Consider the following 19,911-nt stretch of genomic DNA (forward strand, 5'->3'; position numbering starts at 1 on the left):
GAGGAGTATTATAAGAAGGCTAAAAAAAGTATTTGTATTATTTTGTTGTATTAATATTTTCATTTATTTATGGAATATTTAATAAATAGCTTTTATTGAACTAACGCATGCTTTAGTTCAATAAGAATTCAAAAGGACTGTCTAAATTTTACAGTCCTTTTTCAATGATTAAATATCAACATTTTACTTTAACGCTTAATCTTTCATGGTCCTTTTATTAAACTATCCATTTTATAGAGTACAGTTCATTTTACTACCAACTTAATTTTTCCGTGTTTATTACACGTCTGTACAAATGTTAGGAGCTTACTGCCTATTCATACGGAATAAAATTTTGTTTTCGAGTTTTCCTTTTTCAATTACACAAATAAAATATTTCTTTGCGCTCCTTCAAGAACACCTTCCTGAATTTGTTTTACAAATCGATAAATCATTTGTTCTTTTTGTAAAGAAGCTATTTCTTGCTCGTTTATATAAGCTGCATAGTAGTATTTCCATAATAAGATAATCATCTCAATTTTATTTTCTTTTTTAACCAACGAATTTTTTTTGATATACTCTACAAATGAGTTTGCATTCGTTACATATTCAATTTGCATTTGTGTAAAAATATTGGCGAATCTCTTTTTAGAATTATACCGAACTGTGCCTTCTTGCTTCATTTCTTTTACTATGCTCTTAAATATTTCATCTGTCACTTTGCTTTTTTCACCAAAATAGTGCATCCATTCTTTACATGTACGTCTTTTGTTATTTTGTATACATAATATAAGTTGATTCACGTATACACGATTTGTACCTTGATTATTTCTTATTTCTATTTCATCATTTTGATTTAACTGTACATAGCCCTTTTCAAGTAATTCAATGAATAATATTCCTATCGTGTACAATGGCAAACTAAATGTATAACGACTGTTTATTGTCATTGGTTGCTCTGCCAAAGAGCTACTAATAAAACCTTTTGTCATCTTCCCCATTTCTTGCATATATAATCCCTCCCCTATATAACTATCTCCTAATCCAATTGTGTTAATATAGAATAAAGCGATTACTTCCGCTCTACATCTTTCATTATATATGTAGTATAAAAACGCGAGAAGAATGCACTTTTTTGATAGAAAGTATCCTCTAGGATACCGAATGGAAGGTGAAAAGCATGGAGCAAGATTTACGTCATGAGGTATTACATAAAATACAAAATAAAGAATTTAATTGTGCGAAAGAATTAACGTTATCCATCATTAGTGGAAAATGGAAAATTGTCATTTTATATCGATTAGGTATAAATGGTCCAATGCGCTTTAGTACCATTCAACATTTATTTCCCAAAATTACACATAAAGTATTAACGAAACAATTACGCGAATTAGAAGATGATGGTGTAATCGCAAGAAAAGTTTATCCAGAAATCCCGCCTAAAGTAGAGTATTCTTTAACAGATCTCGGCGAAAGCTTACAGCCCATTTTACAAATGATGTACGACTGGGGAGAAAAGAGAATTCAGCAATTACAAAAAGAATCATAATTGAATACCCTTACAGGATAAACATAATACTTTTTCATCTATATAAAAATGGAGCCTTAATACATACAGCTCCATTTTCCATATACCATTAAATCTTTTATACGAAATAGCCGATTAAGTTTAGCGACCTGCTCATCTAAATTAAAATGCCTTATTGGGGTCTCGCCAAATCTCTATCAATTTAAGAAACACACTCTTCTCCAAAACGATAAAAATGAACTTCGGTGCTATAAAAACACAAAATTTCCATTTAGATAGTGCTTTAAAATCTTAGCTTGATAGGTATGTGGTGGTACCCCACATCCATCAACTTAAGGTATATTTTCAAACAAAATGCGGTCTTTCCATACAGTTTTTTATTATCTTTTGTAGATTTTATAAAAGTGGGCATATCAAATAAACCCTGACGGGTTTCAATTTTTTTACTATGCTACCTGATGAGTAGAAGTGGTATACTCATAAACAACACCCAAAATATCAAAGACTGTCTTTTTCTCGTATCGATGAGATTTTCGTCCGTTGTGCTGTAGGAGGTTAAACAGACGAAGGAGAACCTTTGATAATTCTTGGGTGTTTTTGTGTAATGCTTGGTAAAAAAGTAAAAAATAATCCTTAATTATGTACATCGCTTTATATTCACTTAGCTCTTTCTGTTTCTTACGTAATAGGAGTTCTCGCATTTTAAACATAGTAGAAGAACATAATAGAATACTAATGAGTTGCCCATAAAGATGACATTCTAATCGCTCTTGTTTAATAGATTTACAACGATGAATTTGAAACCAAGATTTCCATATTTTAAATAACAGCTCAATTTGCCAACGTAATGAATATAAATCATAGATTTTCTCTTTTGGAACCCATTCCGTAGGAATGTTTGTCATATATACCGTAATACCTTGTAAAAGCTTCGTGCGCTCTGTATATGTAATTCCTTTTTTCTTTTCGCGAATAGCTCGGTCACGTAGGCGTTTCTGTTTTTGCTCCTCGGTACACCTATAAACTACAATACGAGTAGGCAGTTTGTCTTTACTCCCTACATATACATCGTGTAATTCATACACTTGGCCAGGTTGTAGTTGTTTCATAATGTCTTCTAAATGAATTTGTATATATACCGGTTTCAATTGAGAGGATTTTGTTTTAAATACCACTGTTTCGAACTCTTTTCTATATATTTTAGTTGGTAACTTAAGACGGGATAAATAATACCCCTGCTTGTCTTGAATAGACTTAAAGTCTTGTAGACGAAAATATCCTAAGTCACGAATATACAGCTCATTCTTTTGTATCATGCCTGTTCGAGTCGCACCATACGCCTGATCACTTCGTTTTCCTGGTTCAATTTTCACATCAGAAAATTCTCCACTCAACAAGTCATACTCTAGTTGGATTTTTACACCAGCTTTATGACTACATCCTCCGGCACCAGGATAAGTAGATGCGAATCGATCTGGAACTTGAAAGGTTGTAGAATCAAGGATACGAATACGCTCAAAGTAAGCAGAAAGAGAATGAGAAATCTTAGATAACCCTCCAATTTTAGCTTGTAGAAGTGTAGTAAATACAGTTCGAAAAAAGGCTACAGAAGCCGAGTTAAATCGTCGATTAAGTCCCTCAGGACTTAATAAAATTCCTGTTGAAGTTTCTAATTGACTACAAAGTTGAGTAAGAGAGGTAGTAGCGATTTGTTGATTTAACCATACACACAAAGATAAGAAATGGTGCCCGTGGCACTTACGTTTTCGTTTCATTCCGCCTGCTTCTATAGCTAATTGATTAAGTGTAGCGGGAGACATATATCGATATAACTCTTCGGCAAATAAAGATAACTCTTGTTTTTGGTGCATATTCATAAAAAGCACGTCACCCTTTCTCATTAACATAAGAGAATAGTAACGTGCTTTTAGCTTCAAAAATAGTCTAAATCCTTAAGTTGATGGATGTGTGGTGGTACCCCTATCGTATAGAGCAACCTAAATAAAAGGAGCCTATATCGAAAGTTACTTAGTAATTTTCGATATAGGCTTTTAATTATAATACTTAATTGTAGTTATATATCTTTAACCTCATAGCTCCTTTTTTGTTGTTAACTAAGTGTGTAATGCACTGCTAAATTGTACACTTAGTTATTATTTGTATCTTCAAATCAAAACCATTACATAATTTGTAGAATCTTTTTACGCTTTTGGAAGCTGAATTGTAAACGTGGTACCTTCTCCTTTTATACTATGTACAGTAATAGTGCCTTCATGAAGATCAACAATTTTTTTCACAATCGAAAGGCCTAACCCACTTCCTTCTATTGTTCTATTTCGCGCTTCATCAGCTTTGTAGAACCGCTCAAAAATCTTTTCTATCTCCTCTTCACTCATACCTAGTCCTGTGTCAGAGATAGTAAAATGCAATTCCGTTTCTTTCTCTTCCCCGTAAAACGAAATGGTCCCACCACTTTCTGTGAATTTAATGCTATTCGTCAATAAATTTGTCCACACTTGATGGAGCAAATTTTCATCTCCATACACTTGTATACTTGGAACATCCAATTCAATCGCGACATCTTTTTCACGCCATTGCCACTCTAACATAAAAATAACATCTCTTATTTGCTTTCCGGCATCAAACATTTTCTTATCTAAAACTTGTTCTTCTTTATCTAGGGATGCAAGCGTTAATAATTGTTTACACAAACTAGACATACGTCTGCTTTCAGATTCAATAATTTTCAAATAACGCTTACGTTCTAATTCACTCATATCATTTGTTTGTAACGTCTTCGAAAACCCTTGAATTGACGCAAGAGGTGATTGAAATTCATGCGAAACGTTTGAAACAAACTCTTGCCGCATTCGATCTAAATCCTTTAAGCTTTTTGCCATTTTACGAAAGCTGACAGCCAGTGTTCCAATTTCATCTTTTCGATATTCCGGCAGTGCTATTTCATACTCTCCATTTGCAATTTTCTTAGTTGCACTCGTAAAAAGTTGAATAGGACGTACAATAAACCGAGCTGCAATCGCAATACAAATAATACTTATTACAACGGTTAAGCATATTAATGCAGCAAAGAAAATGCGCATTTCTCCAAATTGCTGTTGAATATCAGGACGAATAAAGAGCGCATAGTTTGTCCCATCATGTTGAATCGGAATCCCAATACTATTTAAAAGCTCATTATCAAAAAAACCTGTTATAAATAACCGTGCAGGGTACGTTGAAATACCATTGTATGTGTGTCCGTTTAATACACTATCTATTGTTTCTTTACTCACATTAATTTTTCGAAAGGCATTCCCATATCGCTTTCCTTGTTTATGATCATCTACAACATAAATTTCAAAACCAAGTTTAGAAATAGATTGTAAATACTCCTCTCGACTATGTTCATCCGACTTTTCATATAAATGTTTAACTTCTTGAGCGTATTTTAAAATCTTCTCACTGTTATATGGTTTCAAATAAATATGATAATACACATTCGATAATAAAAAACCAACTATACTACTGACTAACATAATAACAATAGAAATTATAACAAATCGTGAATACAATGATCGCATTTTATTTCAACTCCAATTTATATCCAAGACCACGCACCGTCTTAATTTGAAAATCATCTGTCCGTTTAGAAAAACGATCACGCAATCGCTTAATATGTACATCTACGGTACGTTCATCTCCCGCAAAATCAACTCCCCATACAAGTTCAATCAATTCTTCCCGAGAAAAAATTCGTCCTGGATAACTTGCAAGCTGTGATAGTAACTCAAATTCTTTTAGCGGTAATAAAATAGTTTGTTCTTGACAACGTACTTCATAGCTTTTCCGATCGATTGTCGTTCCATGTAATTGAATAATATCTGCATTTAACATTTGATAACGACGTAACAATGCTTTCATTCGAAATAATACCTCCGCCGGTTCAAACGGTTTTACAATGTAATCATCCGTTCCAACAGAAAAGCCCTTTTCCTTATCTATTAACTGATCTTTTGCCGTTAACATAATAACTGGTATATCATAATATTTTCTAATTTCTTCACAAAGTGTATAACCATCCATATGCGGCATCATAATGTCAACAATCGCCAAATGAATTGTTTCTTTCTCTAATATAGACTGTGCTACTTTTCCATCTTCAGCTTCCCACACTGTATAACCTTCTTTTTGAAGGTGATAACGTAGAAGTTCTCTTATATGTAAATCATCATCAGCCAATAAAATATGTATCATATATCTCGAGTCCTTTCCTTCAGTTAGTACGACTTTACATTATAAGATTGATACAAAATATGCAAGAAAAAAAGAGAAAGCAATCTGCCCCCTCTTCTACTCTAACGAATGAATAAATAAACCGCTGCGAAGCTTCGGTTCAAACCACGTCGACTTTGGCGGCATAACTTCTCCTGCATCCGCAATATCCAGTAAATCTTCCATTGTTGTTGGATACATGGAAAAAGCAACAGTCCACCCTTCCTCATCAACCATTCTTTCTAGCTCTTTCAGTCCGCGTATTCCTCCTACAAAATCAATTCTGTCATTTGTACGAGGATCGTCAATATGTAAAATCGTATGTAACAATTGTTCTTGTAAAATCGATACATCTAATCTTTTTACAACATCATTTGCATCAAACATATTTGGTTTTGCAGTCAGCTTATACCATACTTTATTCAAATACATCCCAAATGTATGACGCTCTGCTGGTTTATATGGTACTATATTTGCTTTTTCTACATAAAAAGATTGAGATATTTCTTGTAAGAATTGTTCTTCTGATAACCCGTTTATATCCTTTACAATGCGATTATAATCCCAAATCGATAATTCATCTTTCGGGAAAAGTACAGATAAAAAGTAATTAAATTCTTCTTCACCTGTATAACTGGAATATGCTTCGCGACGCATCATTCCAACTTTCACAGCAGATGCTGAGCGATGATGGCCATCAGCAATATATAAAGAAGGTATTTCCTCAAACTGCTTTATTAATGTAGTAATGACTCTTTCTTCATGAATTATCCACGCTTTATGCCTAATTGCATCATCTGCTGTAAATTCATAAACCGGGCTATGCGTTGCTTTCCAATTCGCAATTACATTTGCAATTTCACTTTTCCCGCGATATGTTACAAAGATTGGTCCTGTATGAGCATTACATACATCAACATGACGAATGCGATCTTTTTCTTTTTCAGGTCTTGTCCGCTCATGTTTCTTAATGGTGTCGTTCATATATTCATCAATTGATGTACAAACAACAAGTCCAGTTTGAGAACGACCATTCATTGTAAGTTCATAAATATAAAAACATGCTTTCTCTTCTTGTATAAGCACACTTGTTTCAACCATATGTTGTAAATTCTTCTTTGCTTTCTCATACACAGCGTTATCATAAGGTGAAATAGATGAACTTAAGTCAATTTCAGCCTTATCAATATGCAAAAATGAATAAGGATTATCTTTTGCAATTTCTCTTGCTTCATTACTATTGAGTACATCATACGGAAGAGCAGCCACTTCTTTTGCGCGCTCTTGTACAGGGCGAATTGCCCGAAATGGTTTAATAGTTGCCAATGAAATCTCTCCTTTATCCCGCTATTCGTGGGCAGTACGCCCACCACCTCAAGATTCATAGAGAAACGAGAAAGATAGGTGGAGGATAACTGCCCATAAAGGCCCGATTGGGCGGGCTTTCCAACAGTGGAAGATGAAATTTCTCCCACTGTTGGAAGTTTCACTTTATACAATCATCCGTACTGCTATGACACCTGCAATGTTTCTAATCGTTGCAATAACATCTTCTTTAATAAACTCATCTATCCCATTATCAATATCAATCATTGTATATGCAAAAGAACCTTTACTACGGTTGATCATATCTGCAATATTAATATGATGCTCTGCCAAACACGCTGTAATTTGGCCCACCATGTTCGGAATATTTTGATGCGCAACTGTAATTCGTTTCTTTCCGATATAAGGCAGTTCTACATTTGGATAATTAACCGAATTGCGAATATTACCAGTTTCTAAAAAATCTCGCAGCTGCCGAGATGCCATAACCGCACAATTTTCTTCTGATTCATTTGTAGATGCTCCGAGATGCGGCGTTGCAATGACATTTTTCATTTGTAGCACACGCTCGTTTGGAAAATCTGTTATATAATGCTTCACTATACCCGCCTCAAGTGCTTGTTCTAACATCGTTTCATCAACAAGCTCTCCACGAGAGAAGTTTAAAATACGAACTCCCTTTTTCATTACTTTAAATGCATGTTCATTTATTATGCCTTGCGTTTGTTCTACTAACGGAACGTGCAAAGTAATATAGTCACATGTTGCAAAAATTTCATCTAAACTGAATGCTCGCTGCACTTGTCTCGATAAACGCCAAGCTGTTTCAACAGAAACATATGGATCATAGCCAACAACATCCATCCCTAGTGATAGAGCATCGTTTGCAACAAGAGCTCCAATTGCTCCTAGTCCAATAACGCCAAGTCGCTTTCCTGCAATCTCTGAACCAACATATTGCTTTTTCCCTTTCTCGACAAGCTGTGGTACCTCTTCCCCTTGCAAATCTTTTGTCCACACAATCCCATCTACAAGATTACGAGATGACATAATTAAACTTGCAAGTATAAGTTCTTTTACCGCATTCGCATTAGCCCCTGGTGTATTAAAAACAACAATTCCTTTCTCTGTACAGCGCTCAACTGGTATGTTATTTACACCTGCACCCGCTCTAGCGATGGCTTTTAACTGCTCAGAAAACTCCTCATGATGCAATGAATAGCTGCGCAGCAAAATACCATCAGGCTGCTCAATTGTTTCTCCTACACTATATGTATCTGTTGAAAAAGTAGCAATCCCTTTTTCAGCAATTTGATTCAACGTTTGAATATGAAACATTTCTTCATCCCCTTATTTGTGTTTCTTTTCAAATATATGCATAAAATCCACAAGCGCTTGTACGCCCTCTACTGGCATTGCGTTATAAATGCTAGCGCGCATACCACCAACAGAACGATGGCCTTTTAATGTTTCAAAACCAAGCTTTTTTGCTTCTTGTATAAACAATGCATCCCGTTCATTTGAAGATGTTGTAAATGGAATATTCATTAAAGATCGATACGTAGCATTTACTGGTGAAGTGAATAAACTTGATTCATCTAAAAAGTTGTATAAAATTGCTGCTTTTTCGTGATTTCTTTTCTCTATTGCCTGCACGCCGCCTTGCGCTTTCAGCCATTGTAAAACTAACTTTGTTACATAAATGCTAAAGGATGGTGGAGTATTATAAAGTGAATTATGTTTACTGTAAGTTTCATAGTTTAACATCGTCGGACAAGCAGAATTTGCAGAGCCAATTAAATCTTTACGAACAATAACAACTGTTAATCCTGCAGGCCCTAAATTTTTCTGTGCTCCGGCATAAATAAGGCCGAATTTTGTTATATCATACTCTTCGGATAAAATATTTGAAGACATATCAGCAACAAGTGGGATTTCTCCTGTTTCAGGAATATTGACATAACGTGTACCTTCAATTGTATTGTTCGTTGTAATATGCACATAATCTATTTCTCGTGAAAAAAGTGTGCTATTTATCTCTGGAATGGATTTAAATTGATCATTTTCTGAAGATGCAACAACCGAAACAGTTCCGATTTTTTCCGCTTCTTGAATCGCCTTTTTTGACCAAGAACCTGTATGTACATATGCCGCTTGCTTATTTCGGTGCATTAAATTTAGTGGAATCATGGAGAATTGTAAAGATGCGCCTCCTTGTATAAAAAGCACTTCATAATTTTCAGGGATATTCATTAATTCACAAAGTAGATCTTTCGTTTCGTCTATAATGTCCTGAAATGCTGTAGATCTATGGCTCATTTCCATTATAGACATACCTGTTTCATGATAGTTCAATAGTTCTTTTTGTACCTGCTCTAAAACGGGTATTGGAAGTATAGATGGTCCAGCTGAAAAATTGTATACTCGATGCATCTCATTCTCCTCTTTCTTTTATATTTATAAATTTTTAAACTTTCTGAATTATAACGCATATAAAATACTCGGTCAAACTGTTTTTCTCATTTTATTCTAAGACGTATTGGAACCGTTCGCACAAGTAATTTTTCATAAAGTGAAACTTCCATCAGTGGGAGTTTTTTCATCCCTCACTGATGGTTAACAAATCGGACTTTTACGGGCAGCCCCTCCACCTTCTATCTTTCTAAACATCGAAGCAGACGAATCACAATACAAAAAGTGTTAAGCACGTCTGCTTAACACTTTAAATGATAATTATATAATTGCTAATTACTTGCAAAAAAACGGTCATAGATTTGATACAGTGCTGAAAGACCAAAAAGCCAATAAACGGTGTCAACAAGTGCTGGTACAGAACCAAAAAGTTTTTCTACGAGATTAAAATCTAGTGCAACAAATAACCAATTTAAACCGCCAATAATCACCAGAATTGCTGTAAGGTAAGACAAAAATTTCATTATGATTGCCCCCTCGGTGAAAAATGGTGAAAGATCTTTCGCTATATTATATGTGGTATATTCTTAAATTTGCACATTTTTTTTAAAAACATTTTTAAATATTAAAACAGAAATAGAAAGTTCTTCGCAAAACCTCTTTATTTTACTTTTCCTTCAAATACTATTTTTCGTCCACACGGCTCTACAACCGTTTTTCCATCCCTTTTCACCTCATGAAAAATAGGCTCTTCCATTCGACGGGAAGGTGTATATCCTTCTTTTTCCATCCTCTCTAAACACTGTGCAATTGTTTCATCTGGTAATACTTCAAATTTTTTCTTTTTTAATTGTTTTGTCATTGTTTTACCTGCTTTCTACTTTCCTTACCATTGATTGACTTCTCATATATGTCATATAAATAATCGATATAACTGCCATAATGATCATAACAGCAAGAAAAAAGCTTGTATACTGTATTTTCTCTATAAACAGCCCACCTAATACAGGACCCGTAATGCTTCCGACACTAAAAGCAATTCCGCACAAAATGTTTCCTGCTGGTAGTAAGTGCCTTGGTAATAAATCTGTCATATAACCGAGCCCCAGTGAAAAACATGATCCAATGACCATACCCCCAATTAACATAAACGCAAATACAAACCCATAATACTCATCAAATACAGCTGCTAATAGAAAAATTAATGTACTAATGCTAAACGACCATGTTAGAATACGCTCCCTTCCAAATCGATCGCTAAGCATACCAAGTGGAATTTGCGTAACAATTCCACCAATAGCAAACGCTGGTAATAAAAATGAAATTTGTTCAACTGACCAACCTTTCCGCATTGCGTATACAGGCAAATTACTATTAAGCATCGCTTCCAATGCTCCATAAGCTAATGGTGCAAGCAGTGCAATCCAGCCAATCATCAACACTTGTTTATAGCGCTGCAAAGAAGATTCACTTTCTTGCTTCACTTCACCTTGATCCGGGAATGTATTTTGCGTTGGAATCAATAATAACCAGCCTATTAAACAAAGAACTGTCGATACAATAAACGGAGTTGTAATACCATATTGTACTGTACTTGCTAGGTATGGTCCGATTGCAAAACCGATACCGAAAAATGCTCCGTAAATGGAAACTTGTTTTCCTACTTTATGCGGACTTGCAGTCGTTGTAATCCATGTTTGCGTCCCAACATGAAGCATATGATCTCCTACTCCAACTAAAAAACGAAGAACAAACCACACCCAAAAAGAAAATGTTTGTGTAAATAAAAATAGTGCTCCAACAACAATAAAGCCCCCAATTACAATAAGAGGCTTCATCCCAAACTTTTGCATCGGTTTCTCAAGCCAAGGTGAAATAACAAGAATGCCAATATATAATGCCGTAGCATGAATACCATTAAAACTTGAGCTAATCCCTTCCTTCTCAAAAATCATTGCAATTGCCGGCAACAACATTCCTTGTGAAAGTCCAGATATTGCAACAATTCCAATCATAACCCAAAATGTATACCTTCTCCCCATTTTATTACGCTCCCTCTTTGAACTCACATCCTTTATTATAGCTGTTTTATCCATAAATCGTATACTCTCAATTTTCACAAAAATTAAGCTAGAAGTCCAAACTTCTAGCTCTCAGCCGTTCCATATTTGAGCTTTCACATATTTCTGCATATGATTTGAAAATGATTTCAAATTTTGGGTATACACAGCGGGTTGCTGCACAACTACACCTTGTACTGGATTCGAATAGATTACATAATACTTCGTTCCATATACTGGAGGGAATGTTTGGAAATATAATTTCTGAATATGCATATTAGTTCCATTTAACAAAGGCTGCATATGCACAGCTCCATAACGAATAGATGGGTAAACAGTTGCTCTTGGAACATTTGGCGATATAAATACAACTGGTTCAATATAAAAAACATCCATAATACTTCTCCTTTTAGAAACCGTAACTCTACATTATATGTTATTTATTCATAAAAGGAAGTGGATAGGAACCATTTACTACCTTTCCAAAAACGTAATCGTTTCATTTATAAATACCCCTAGACAATCAATAAAAGGAGAATGTCCACAATCTTTTAGCACGACTAATTTTGCATTTGGCAGATGCTTTGCTAGCTCTTCACCAACCGCTTTTGGAACAACATAATCACGATCACCTTGGAGAACTAATGTTGGTACTTGAATGCGATTAATATTCCCATTCCCAGCTACAACTCCATTATGCTCATCTGATATATTGAATGTTACAAGCGCATAATTTACATCAACAAAATTACGCTGCGTTAACATATCATCAAGATATTTTTCATACCGCTCTGGATCAGGTTGATGCTTAGTGTAGATAAGCAAATTCCATATAGTGCGATAATATTGCTTATTCATTTGTTTTAAAGCTTCCACAACAGGTACAATTTGAACAGGATCTTGCGAAATTTCTTCTTTTGTTTTCAATAAGTTTGAAACAATTGGCTGACCGTTTATATCCTTCTTAAAAATCGGATATCCTTTCATCCCTACAGATTCAACTAGTATGAGTTTTTTCACATCCATCGGATAAGAAGCAACAAACTGCATTGCAACTCCTCCACCCATTGACCATCCTACCAATGAAAAATCTTTCAATTGCAATTCATCCACAAACAGCTTTACATCTTGCGCAAAATCGTTTAATGAATCTATAGGCTGATGGTAAGTTGAAAAGCCAAAACCACGTAAATCAAGAGCAAAAATATGATAAGAATCTTGTAACTGTTCTATAACTAAATCCCAATGCTGTGAAGATGTCATATTCCCGTGAATAAGCACTAATACTTCTGTTCCACTTCCCACTTCTTGATAGGCAATTGTTTCGCCATTTGATAATACTACTGACTTCATAATTGTAGGTTTAATCATCCTCTTTCCCCCTCAAAATTATCAATAACACATAATTTAAAAGTCAGAAAATTCTCAACTTTATAATACCATACGGAATATACGTTCTCAATCTAAAAATTAACGTACTTTTAACATAAGCGTGGCGCACAGACTACTAGACAATTCAGAAAAAAAGGGATATAGTTAGCTAGGCAACTAATTAGGAAGGAAGAAATATATGGACGAAAAACAACATTTTTTTCACGTCGTCAGTCAAACTTCTCGGAAATTTTCCAAAAAGTTTAATGAACGTGTTTCTCCAACTGGTTTATACAGTGCACAGTGGGCTGTAATCTTCAGATTGCATCAGACTGGACCTTGCACACAAACTGAACTATGCCAATATTTAAACGTTGAATCACCAACAATGACTCGCACTTTAACACGCATGGAATCGATGGGCTGGATCACTAGAAAAGAAGGAACGGATCGACGCGAGAAGCTTATTTCTTTATCAGAAACAGCACTAGCAATGATTCCAATGTGGCAGGAAGAGGTAGACTCATTTGAGGAAAAAGCACTGCAAGATATTAACGATGAAGAACTTCGTCGTGCTTTTCACGTACTACAAAAAGTAATTCGTAATCTAGATTAGAAATTGGAGGGATGACTATGAAAAGTCAAAGACTTTGGGCGAAAGACTTCATCGGAACATGTTTGAGTAGTCTATTTCTCTTTTTAACATTTTATATGCTCATGACAACCTTACCCATATATGTCATCGACGGACTAAAAGGAAAACCTGGAGAAATGGGTCTTGTTGCAACAGTGTTTCTAATTTCTTCTGTACTATGCCGACCATTTACAGGTAAATGGCTCGATGATTTAGGAAGAAAGAAAATTTTATTTATCTCTCTTTCACTCTTTTTAGCTGCAACAGTAATGTATTTCGGTGCTCAAAGTTTATTTTTATTACTAGCTTTGCGCTTCTTACATGGTATCGGATTTGGGATGGTAACGACAGCTACTGGTACAATCGTAACAGATGTAGCCCCGGCCCATCGACGCGGTGAAGCACTTGGTTATTATGGAGTATTTATGAGTTTACCAATGGTTATTGGTCCTTTTTTAGGGTTAACTATCATTTCTAAATTTTCGTTTACAGTTTTATTCATTGTTTGTTCTATATTTTCTATGCTTGCTTTTCTATGCGGACTACTAGTAAATATTCCTGACGAAAAAACAACTGTAAAGAAAGAAAAGAAACATATGCAATGGAAAGATTTAATCGAGCCTTCAACAATTCCAATTGCTATCACAGGCTGCGTACTTTCCTTTTCCTATAGCGGTATCCTTTCATTTATCCCGATTTATGCAAAGGAACTTGGCATGGCTGATATTGCAAGTTATTTCTTTGTCGTATATGCAATTGTAGTTGTTATTTCTCGTCCTTTTTCAGGTAAAATATTTGATCGATTCGGAGAAAATGTTCTCATTTATCCCTCTATTATGATATTTATGATTGGAATGTTCACTTTAAGTCAAGCGCAAACGCCATTTTGGTTACTTGCTGCCGGTGTACTTATCGGTATAGGATACGGAACCTTAATTCCGAGCTTCCAAACAATTGCAGTTAGTGTCGCTCCGCACCATCGACGCGGATCTGCAACAGCTACTTACTTCTCATTTTTTGATACAGGTATGGGTATCGGATCTTTCGTACTAGGTATTATCGCAGCGCATTCAAGCTATCATAATATGTATTTTATTTCTTCTATTATCGTTGCATTTACATTAATTATTTATTATTTTCTGCACGGGCGAAAACAAAAGTTCAAAAAGCAAACAACACAAGGAAAATTATCTGCTTAATGTTATAAGAGAGAGTAAACTTCTATGTTTACTCTCTTTTTTTTGCTTATTAAGAAACTTATACATTATAATGAAAGCATAAGGAGGCTTGTTATGAGATTCAAAAAATCCCCTCTAATTTTAATCGTTTTGATTTTTTTATTTACATTAACCTGTATAGGCTTTACGTTATTCAAACAAAATAAAAGTTTTTCCTCAAAACAAATAGTAACAAAAAAAAACTGGTTAAAGGATCCGTATCTTCGTTGGTCGTATACACATATGCGAGAATTTGCTTCCACAAAAGTTGTCGCTAAAAATACAAATTATGTATCTTCTCTCCCAACTAACTCGCAAAATCTGGATAATTTACATATTACAGATGAAAATAATAATAATACGACAGTTCTTCAATTATTAGAAAAATACAAAACAGATGCTTTTATTGTCCTGCACGATGGTAACGTTGTATATGAACGGTATTTTGATGGATATAAAGAAAATGAACCACACGGTATGGCTTCGTTATCAAAAGTATTTACAGGATTTCTCATTAGCGAACTCATTGAAGAAGGAAAGTTACAACCCGATATAACTGCAGAAAGTTACGTAAAAGAATTACAAGGAACACCATTTGGAAAGGCAACAATTCAGCAACTACTAGATATGCAGGTTTCAGTAGAATACCCAACTCACGGCTTTAAACAAGCTGGATTAGATAATCAAGATGCACAATTATATTTAGCGAGCAACCTTCTTCCTCGTGGCAAAAACTATGATGGACCGTTAAAAATTTATGACATGTTACTAGAAGCACACGAAACTGCTGCTCCTGGAGAGAATTTTTCATATGATAACGGTTCCTCCGAAACACTTGGATGGGTGATTCGTACTGTGACAGGAAAATCCCTAGCAGACATGGTAAGTGAACGTTTTTGGTCACAAATTGGAGCAGAAGAGGATGCTTATTATGTTGTTGATGAAACAGGGGTGGAACAAGCCAGCGCAGGATTAAATGCGACTGCTCGAGATATGGCAAGGTTCGGAAAAATGGTTTCAGACAATGGAATATATGATGGAAAACAAATTATTTCTTCTACTATCATTGATGAAATTAAGAATATTAAAAAATATGAACTTCCGGTTGGTGATGGTGAAGCATTTTCTTATCATAATCAATGGTGGATTCCCCATAATGAACATGGTGGATTCGAAGTACATGGAAGTTATGGACAACGCCTATTTATTTATCCACCTGCGCATATGGTTATCGTTCATTTCTCATCAAATGCGAATCATAACGGAGAAATACAATCTGCATATGGAGATATGTATTTACAAATCGCTAAGTATTTACAGCAAGAACACTAAAATTAGACTTAAATCCTCAAAATTTTTGTTACGAAAAGAGCTGTCTTACGGCAGCTCTTTCTCTATGATCGAAATTATATTTTTCCATTGTTCTTCTGAAAAACATAAAGGTTCTAACTGAAATACCATCGAACACAACTCTTCTATATAATGGACATTTTCCTGTAAAAATTCCCATCGGAGCAACTTAGGTATATATAAATCTGCAATCTGTTTATTTTGTTCTACTAAAATGTCTACTTCTCTCTCACAAATACCCCTTATAAGATATTCTTCTCGCACTTCTTGTTTAACTTTAGAAAATTGCTTGCTATTCTCTTTTATCCTAGATAAACAAGAAAGATAAGAATAAAACAAATCATCTTCTCTTTTAAATACATTCATAATTTTATAAATCTGTTCCTTATTTTTCATAATTTTGCCGCCTTCTCATATATCTTTTGCAGCCATTTCTCTCTTTTTTCTTGTTTACTATTTTTCACAGATTGAAATACAGAACGCTTTATGTTACGTATCCCACAAAAGTATAATATTCCTTTCTTCATTACAATCCATTCAGCTGATCGATATAAAAGAGCTACATACCATAAAGGAGAATCTAATGAATAAATCACCCATGCTTGTTTTCCTGTGAGCAATCCTTTAGGCATTATCCCTTCATATTTATAAGCAAAACCTGAAACAAATACTCGGTCAATAAATCCCTTTAATATCGCCGGCATACTCCACCACCAAACTGGATAAATAAAAATGAAGTAATCTGCCTCTGCAACTAATTCCCTATATTTTCTTGTTTCTTCCTCATGCACTAAATCTCTTCTCTTTTTTGTCTCGTTAAAGGTTAGAGCAGGATTAAATTGTTCCTTATACAAATCAAGAACGGTTACAGAGTGATTTGTTTTTTGTAACCCTTGTTCCACATGTTTCAAAATAGCAGCGTTGAAACTTGACGGATTTGGATGCGCGTATACAATCAATATGTTCATTGTAAACAATACCTTTCCTTTAATTACCTTTTGACTTTCCGTGGGCCCACATGCTATTCTAATACATGTCAAAGGGCAAGTCCCTTCGACAAAAACAACGACACCTATTCGGCGATGGTGTCTTTTTATTTGTTAGCCGAGAATGCCCATCTTTCGGGGCACATTTAATTTTTGAACACTACACACTCAGCACCATTTCCTTATAAAAAGACTGCATAGTACAGTCTTTTTATCTACATACCTCAAAAGTAAGTGAATTTTCAAATAAATTATAACATAAAAAAAGAGAGATCAACTCCCTCTTTTCTCTTTTACTATGTAGTAAATCCCCTTATCATCTATATATTTGTGTGGCTCTGCTAAAGTAATTTTCCCATCCAGTTTTAATTCATCAAGTAACCGTAATAAATAAAATTGCTGAAGCATCTTTTTCGCAAATTTCCCTTTATGTTCAGAAGCAATATACTCTTGAATATCCAATAACGTAATCGGCTCTTCTTGTTCTTCCATATATTCGTAAATTGCACTTCGCAATGTAATATATTTCTCGATTGTCACAGCTATGTCCACTCCTTTCTTCTCTTTGTCCATCTTTCATTATCGGTTTTTTTGCAATAAAAAAACCTCTTCGATAAGAAGAAGCGGAACATATCTCTTCCTTCTTATCTTTCAGAACAAAACTGTTCTGCTGGAATTAGCACCTGCATTGCGGTTGCTGGGTTTCATCGGGCCAGTCCCTCCACCTCTCTGGATAAGAAAATATTCACTTTAACCCTCACTATAATGAATATAACCAAAAAAGTCAATTCTTATAAGAATTATCAGGATTTATTTTTTGAAAACTATTATATTTTGTTTCGTTTTGCTCATACTACAAATGTATAGACCAAAGGAGGTGCAATCATGCAAAAAAATGCACGTGGTCATGTTCAAGATTCTTGCCAAGCTTTACATGAAGCAAAAAACTGTTTACAAAGCGCCTTGCAAACAGTCGAGAAATCAGATAATCGTCAACGTATTCAACAATCTTTACAAGCTGTCCAACATGCGCTGCAACAGTGCGATAGTACGGCAGATATTTTATCTCAGGAATAAAAAATTCCCAACAATAAAAAGTAAGCACGTATGAATCATGCTTACTTTTTATTCATTAACTTAATATCAACCCTTTAATTGAAATAATATTGTAGTAGCAATGAAAAAATAAACTGAATTGACGATTTCCCACACACCAACTTTTAAAACAGTTACTGTTTTACCATACAACACAATAGCGCGAATACAACTTGGAATAAACGCAATGACAAACCAAGGAGACACAATGAACGTACCGACTACAAGTGATAAATGGTATCCCCATGAAATCCAACGATATGTTGGATTTTTCTTTTCTCGAATCATCGTTTTCACATAGAACGTACTTCCCAAAAAGTATAAAAATGAAACAAGTGCGATTAGCCATGCTGTTTCATCAATTGTTTTCATTGTGAAATAATAACTGATCATTCCACCAATACAAAAAACGATAATAGCACTAACATCATTCAGTAATGCTCGCTCATTCTTTTGACACGCAAAAAAAATGTTTACAAAAAATAATGGAAGCATATATATTGCAAAAAAAAGAATACGCCATTCGTATGTAAGTGGAACTATACCAAACAAAATAGCAAGACTAAAATAAATGAGCGTCCAGTGTAAATAGCGCTTTTGTCGCTTTTGTTTCATATACATCAAAAAGGGATATGTTGCTAGATAGACAAATAGCCATGCTAAAAAAAGTGGTATGTGCTGCCATGTCGCTTTGCCAATTAAAGCACTAAGCAAAAACGGGATAAGAAGCATCGCCCATGCACCGTGCTGTTTTGGAATCACTGGCTTTATCATATAGACACCTCATCTTCGAAAATCATTCTCAACGTTTATTATATATAATCAATCCTGCTGTTTCTGAGGGAATTTTGTCTATAATTAAACATTTTGTGGGTTAAACATGCTAAAGAAAGGATCAACCCTATTGAACTCGCCAATTGATTCATAGAAAAGTAATTTTATAACACCGTAGCTCCATATTTTTAAATTCTACACCATTAGAATTTTGTTTTTAAACGTTTCGATTAGCAACTTCTTTTTCCCACTCACTTAAGTATGGTACATATCCAAGGTCATTTGGTTCATCTGATAATAAAGAAATAAACTCCAGCTTATTTCCATCATAATCGAGAAAGTAAACACTCGCTGCCGGCATCCAGCTTTGGACAATGGGTTCTTGATTCCCTTTTCCTTGGCTTCCAATCACTTCTATCCCTCTCTCTTCCAGCCATATTTTGGACTGTTTTAAGAAATTCAATTCTACCTCGAAAGCGAAATGATTGAGCTGAATAGAAGCATCTGTTGGCACTTCCCATAATCCCAGCATTTGTCGTCTATCTTCTCCTATCCAAAAAAAGGCCACTTTCCTTTCAGGTGATTTTCTCGCTAGCTTTAATCCAAGTTTATTTTGGTAAAAATCAACTGCTCTCTCTAAATCCCTTACATGTAAATGTGTTTCATATATACTCTTTATCATGTTTTACATCCCTTCTTCGTACTAATGCAATAAATTTCAACTGCTGGCAATGGGGGTTTTCCCCACACGTTAATTAGTTGCAGCGATTATGCCAAGCCAACAGTTATCACGCATCTCCCACCTTGTTTTTACTCAATTTTCCGATAGGGAATTTATATACAAAAGGGGGAAATCTGAAATATCACTCTCTTTATCACTACCAGTATATAGATATATCATTATTGC

Annotated in this window: 22 protein-coding genes and 1 riboswitch; of the genes, 5 read left to right on the forward strand and 17 right to left on the reverse strand. The window is 34.8% G+C overall.

The features are described from left to right. Window positions 1-359: 359 nt before the first annotated feature. On the reverse strand, window positions 360-989 hold the full coding sequence (locus NKR74_RS12880; RefSeq protein ID WP_098311286.1) for a hypothetical protein: 630 nt from the start codon (window positions 987-989) through the stop codon (window positions 360-362). Between the two features lie 170 nt (window positions 990-1,159). On the opposite strand from NKR74_RS12880, the gene NKR74_RS12885 reads away from it, so the two are divergent. After that, window positions 1,160-1,528 carry a winged helix-turn-helix transcriptional regulator gene (locus NKR74_RS12885; RefSeq protein ID WP_253629813.1) on the forward strand — a complete coding sequence of 123 codons (369 nt, stop codon included), beginning with the start codon at window positions 1,160-1,162 and terminating at the stop codon, window positions 1,526-1,528. A 425-nt stretch (window positions 1,529-1,953) separates the two neighbouring features. On the opposite strand, the gene NKR74_RS12890 is transcribed toward NKR74_RS12885, so the two are convergent. From NKR74_RS12890 to phaZ, 11 genes are all read right to left on the reverse strand, one after another. Further along, the gene (locus tag NKR74_RS12890) at window positions 1,954-3,384 is read right to left on the reverse strand and encodes an IS4 family transposase (RefSeq protein ID WP_253628483.1); all 1,431 of its coding nucleotides are present in this window, start codon (window positions 3,382-3,384) and stop codon (window positions 1,954-1,956) included. A 324-nt stretch (window positions 3,385-3,708) separates the two neighbouring features. Then, a complete protein-coding gene (locus NKR74_RS12895; protein ID WP_253629814.1) occupies window positions 3,709-5,088 on the reverse strand; it encodes a sensor histidine kinase in 1,380 nt (459 codons plus the stop codon). A gap of 1 nt (window position 5,089) precedes the next feature. Continuing rightward, a complete protein-coding gene (locus NKR74_RS12900; RefSeq protein WP_098310774.1) occupies window positions 5,090-5,761 on the reverse strand; it encodes a response regulator transcription factor in 672 nt (223 codons plus the stop codon). 96 nt (window positions 5,762-5,857) lie between these two features. Beyond that, the gene (locus tag NKR74_RS12905; RefSeq protein ID WP_253629815.1) at window positions 5,858-7,105 is read right to left on the reverse strand and encodes a DUF1015 domain-containing protein; all 1,248 of its coding nucleotides are present in this window, start codon (window positions 7,103-7,105) and stop codon (window positions 5,858-5,860) included. A 165-nt stretch (window positions 7,106-7,270) separates the two neighbouring features. Further along, on the reverse strand, window positions 7,271-8,443 hold the full coding sequence (locus tag NKR74_RS12910) for a phosphoglycerate dehydrogenase (protein ID WP_253629816.1): 1,173 nt from the start codon (window positions 8,441-8,443) through the stop codon (window positions 7,271-7,273). Between the two features lie 12 nt (window positions 8,444-8,455). Beyond that, a complete protein-coding gene (gene serC, locus NKR74_RS12915) occupies window positions 8,456-9,538 on the reverse strand; it encodes a 3-phosphoserine/phosphohydroxythreonine transaminase (protein WP_253629817.1) in 1,083 nt (360 codons plus the stop codon). Between the two features lie 311 nt (window positions 9,539-9,849). Next, window positions 9,850-10,041: a DUF378 domain-containing protein gene (locus tag NKR74_RS12920; RefSeq protein WP_230576324.1), complete on the reverse strand. Its 192-nt coding sequence runs from the start codon at window positions 10,039-10,041 to the stop codon at window positions 9,850-9,852. A 137-nt stretch (window positions 10,042-10,178) separates the two neighbouring features. Then, entirely contained in the window at window positions 10,179-10,379 is a 201-nt protein-coding gene (locus NKR74_RS12925; protein WP_154710982.1) for an NETI motif-containing protein, read from the reverse strand. Window positions 10,380-10,383: 4 nt separating this feature from the next. Beyond that, entirely contained in the window at window positions 10,384-11,559 is a 1,176-nt protein-coding gene (locus NKR74_RS12930; RefSeq protein WP_253629818.1) for an MFS transporter, read from the reverse strand. Window positions 11,560-11,670: 111 nt separating this feature from the next. Beyond that, window positions 11,671-11,973, reverse strand: a complete 303-nt coding sequence (locus NKR74_RS12935) for a hypothetical protein (protein ID WP_253629819.1) — start codon at window positions 11,971-11,973, stop codon at window positions 11,671-11,673. Between the two features lie 78 nt (window positions 11,974-12,051). Next, window positions 12,052-12,948 carry an intracellular short-chain-length polyhydroxyalkanoate depolymerase gene (phaZ, locus tag NKR74_RS12940; protein ID WP_253629820.1) on the reverse strand — a complete coding sequence of 299 codons (897 nt, stop codon included), beginning with the start codon at window positions 12,946-12,948 and terminating at the stop codon, window positions 12,052-12,054. Between the two features lie 199 nt (window positions 12,949-13,147). Between phaZ and NKR74_RS12945 the strand changes: the two genes are divergently transcribed. The 3 genes from NKR74_RS12945 (at window position 13,148) to NKR74_RS12955 (ending at window position 16,131) form a co-directional block, all read left to right on the forward strand. Continuing rightward, window positions 13,148-13,564, forward strand: coding sequence for a MarR family winged helix-turn-helix transcriptional regulator (locus NKR74_RS12945; protein ID WP_098310783.1), 417 nt, complete (start codon window positions 13,148-13,150; stop codon window positions 13,562-13,564). A gap of 17 nt (window positions 13,565-13,581) precedes the next feature. Beyond that, window positions 13,582-14,781, forward strand: a complete 1,200-nt coding sequence (locus NKR74_RS12950; protein ID WP_253629821.1) for an MFS transporter — start codon at window positions 13,582-13,584, stop codon at window positions 14,779-14,781. A 93-nt stretch (window positions 14,782-14,874) separates the two neighbouring features. Next, window positions 14,875-16,131, forward strand: a complete 1,257-nt coding sequence (locus tag NKR74_RS12955; RefSeq protein WP_253629822.1) for a serine hydrolase domain-containing protein — start codon at window positions 14,875-14,877, stop codon at window positions 16,129-16,131. Between the two features lie 45 nt (window positions 16,132-16,176). On the opposite strand, the gene NKR74_RS12960 is transcribed toward NKR74_RS12955, so the two are convergent. From NKR74_RS12960 to NKR74_RS12970, 3 genes are all read right to left on the reverse strand, one after another. Next, a complete protein-coding gene (locus NKR74_RS12960) occupies window positions 16,177-16,545 on the reverse strand; it encodes a group-specific protein (RefSeq protein ID WP_253629823.1) in 369 nt (122 codons plus the stop codon). Continuing rightward, complete coding sequence (locus tag NKR74_RS12965) at window positions 16,542-17,117, reverse strand: NAD(P)H-dependent oxidoreductase (RefSeq protein WP_253629824.1); 576 nt, start codon at window positions 17,115-17,117, stop codon at window positions 16,542-16,544. Before NKR74_RS12965 ends, NKR74_RS12960 begins: the two co-directional genes overlap by 4 nt. Window positions 17,118-17,408: 291 nt before the next feature. Then, the gene (locus NKR74_RS12970; protein ID WP_253629825.1) at window positions 17,409-17,708 is read right to left on the reverse strand and encodes a hypothetical protein; all 300 of its coding nucleotides are present in this window, start codon (window positions 17,706-17,708) and stop codon (window positions 17,409-17,411) included. A 68-nt stretch (window positions 17,709-17,776) separates the two neighbouring features. Next, a riboswitch (SAM riboswitch) is annotated at window positions 17,777-17,875 on the reverse strand. A 145-nt stretch (window positions 17,876-18,020) separates the two neighbouring features. Between NKR74_RS12970 and NKR74_RS12975 the strand changes: the two genes are divergently transcribed. Then, the gene (locus NKR74_RS12975; protein ID WP_253629826.1) at window positions 18,021-18,212 is read left to right on the forward strand and encodes a hypothetical protein; all 192 of its coding nucleotides are present in this window, start codon (window positions 18,021-18,023) and stop codon (window positions 18,210-18,212) included. 66 nt (window positions 18,213-18,278) lie between these two features. Here NKR74_RS12975 and NKR74_RS12980 read toward each other — a convergent pair whose 3' ends face one another. Both NKR74_RS12980 and NKR74_RS12985 read right to left on the reverse strand, forming a co-directional pair. Continuing rightward, window positions 18,279-19,001 (reverse strand): YwiC-like family protein, encoded by a 723-nt coding sequence (locus NKR74_RS12980; RefSeq protein WP_253631148.1) that lies wholly within the window; start codon window positions 18,999-19,001, stop codon window positions 18,279-18,281. Window positions 19,002-19,221: 220 nt separating this feature from the next. Beyond that, window positions 19,222-19,686, reverse strand: a complete 465-nt coding sequence (locus NKR74_RS12985; protein ID WP_098310789.1) for a VOC family protein — start codon at window positions 19,684-19,686, stop codon at window positions 19,222-19,224. Window positions 19,687-19,911 lie beyond the last annotated feature (225 nt).

The sequence above is a fragment of the Bacillus sp. 3103sda1 genome, from assembly GCF_024159135.1.
Lineage (GTDB): Bacteria > Bacillota > Bacilli > Bacillales > Bacillaceae_G > Bacillus_A > Bacillus_A rhizoplanae.

Excerpts from the sequence above, each read along its gene's own strand:
- NKR74_RS12970 (WP_253629825.1), bottom strand. The coding sequence starts at position 17,708 with ATGGACAAAGAGAAGAAAGGAGTGGACATAGCTGTGACAATCGAGAAA.
- NKR74_RS12925 (WP_154710982.1), bottom strand. The coding sequence starts at position 10,379 with ATGACAAAACAATTAAAAAAGAAAAAATTTGAAGTATTACCAGATGAA.
- NKR74_RS12920 (WP_230576324.1), bottom strand. The coding sequence starts at position 10,041 with ATGAAATTTTTGTCTTACCTTACAGCAATTCTGGTGATTATTGGCGGT.
- NKR74_RS12900 (WP_098310774.1), bottom strand. The coding sequence starts at position 5,761 with ATGATACATATTTTATTGGCTGATGATGATTTACATATAAGAGAACTT.
- serC (WP_253629817.1), bottom strand. The coding sequence starts at position 9,538 with ATGCATCGAGTATACAATTTTTCAGCTGGACCATCTATACTTCCAATA.
- phaZ (WP_253629820.1), bottom strand. The coding sequence starts at position 12,948 with ATGATTAAACCTACAATTATGAAGTCAGTAGTATTATCAAATGGCGAA.
- NKR74_RS12955 (WP_253629822.1), top strand. The coding sequence starts at position 14,875 with ATGAGATTCAAAAAATCCCCTCTAATTTTAATCGTTTTGATTTTTTTA.
- NKR74_RS12985 (WP_098310789.1), bottom strand. The coding sequence starts at position 19,686 with ATGATAAAGAGTATATATGAAACACATTTACATGTAAGGGATTTAGAG.
- NKR74_RS12945 (WP_098310783.1), top strand. The coding sequence starts at position 13,148 with ATGGACGAAAAACAACATTTTTTTCACGTCGTCAGTCAAACTTCTCGG.
- NKR74_RS12895 (WP_253629814.1), bottom strand. The coding sequence starts at position 5,088 with ATGCGATCATTGTATTCACGATTTGTTATAATTTCTATTGTTATTATG.
- NKR74_RS12950 (WP_253629821.1), top strand. The coding sequence starts at position 13,582 with ATGAAAAGTCAAAGACTTTGGGCGAAAGACTTCATCGGAACATGTTTG.
- NKR74_RS12910 (WP_253629816.1), bottom strand. The coding sequence starts at position 8,443 with ATGTTTCATATTCAAACGTTGAATCAAATTGCTGAAAAAGGGATTGCT.
- NKR74_RS12930 (WP_253629818.1), bottom strand. The coding sequence starts at position 11,559 with ATGGGGAGAAGGTATACATTTTGGGTTATGATTGGAATTGTTGCAATA.
- NKR74_RS12885 (WP_253629813.1), top strand. The coding sequence starts at position 1,160 with ATGGAGCAAGATTTACGTCATGAGGTATTACATAAAATACAAAATAAA.
- NKR74_RS12890 (WP_253628483.1), bottom strand. The coding sequence starts at position 3,384 with ATGAATATGCACCAAAAACAAGAGTTATCTTTATTTGCCGAAGAGTTA.
- NKR74_RS12880 (WP_098311286.1), bottom strand. The coding sequence starts at position 989 with ATGCAAGAAATGGGGAAGATGACAAAAGGTTTTATTAGTAGCTCTTTG.
- NKR74_RS12935 (WP_253629819.1), bottom strand. The coding sequence starts at position 11,973 with ATGGATGTTTTTTATATTGAACCAGTTGTATTTATATCGCCAAATGTT.
- NKR74_RS12965 (WP_253629824.1), bottom strand. The coding sequence starts at position 17,117 with ATGAACATATTGATTGTATACGCGCATCCAAATCCGTCAAGTTTCAAC.
- NKR74_RS12960 (WP_253629823.1), bottom strand. The coding sequence starts at position 16,545 with ATGAAAAATAAGGAACAGATTTATAAAATTATGAATGTATTTAAAAGA.
- NKR74_RS12975 (WP_253629826.1), top strand. The coding sequence starts at position 18,021 with ATGCAAAAAAATGCACGTGGTCATGTTCAAGATTCTTGCCAAGCTTTA.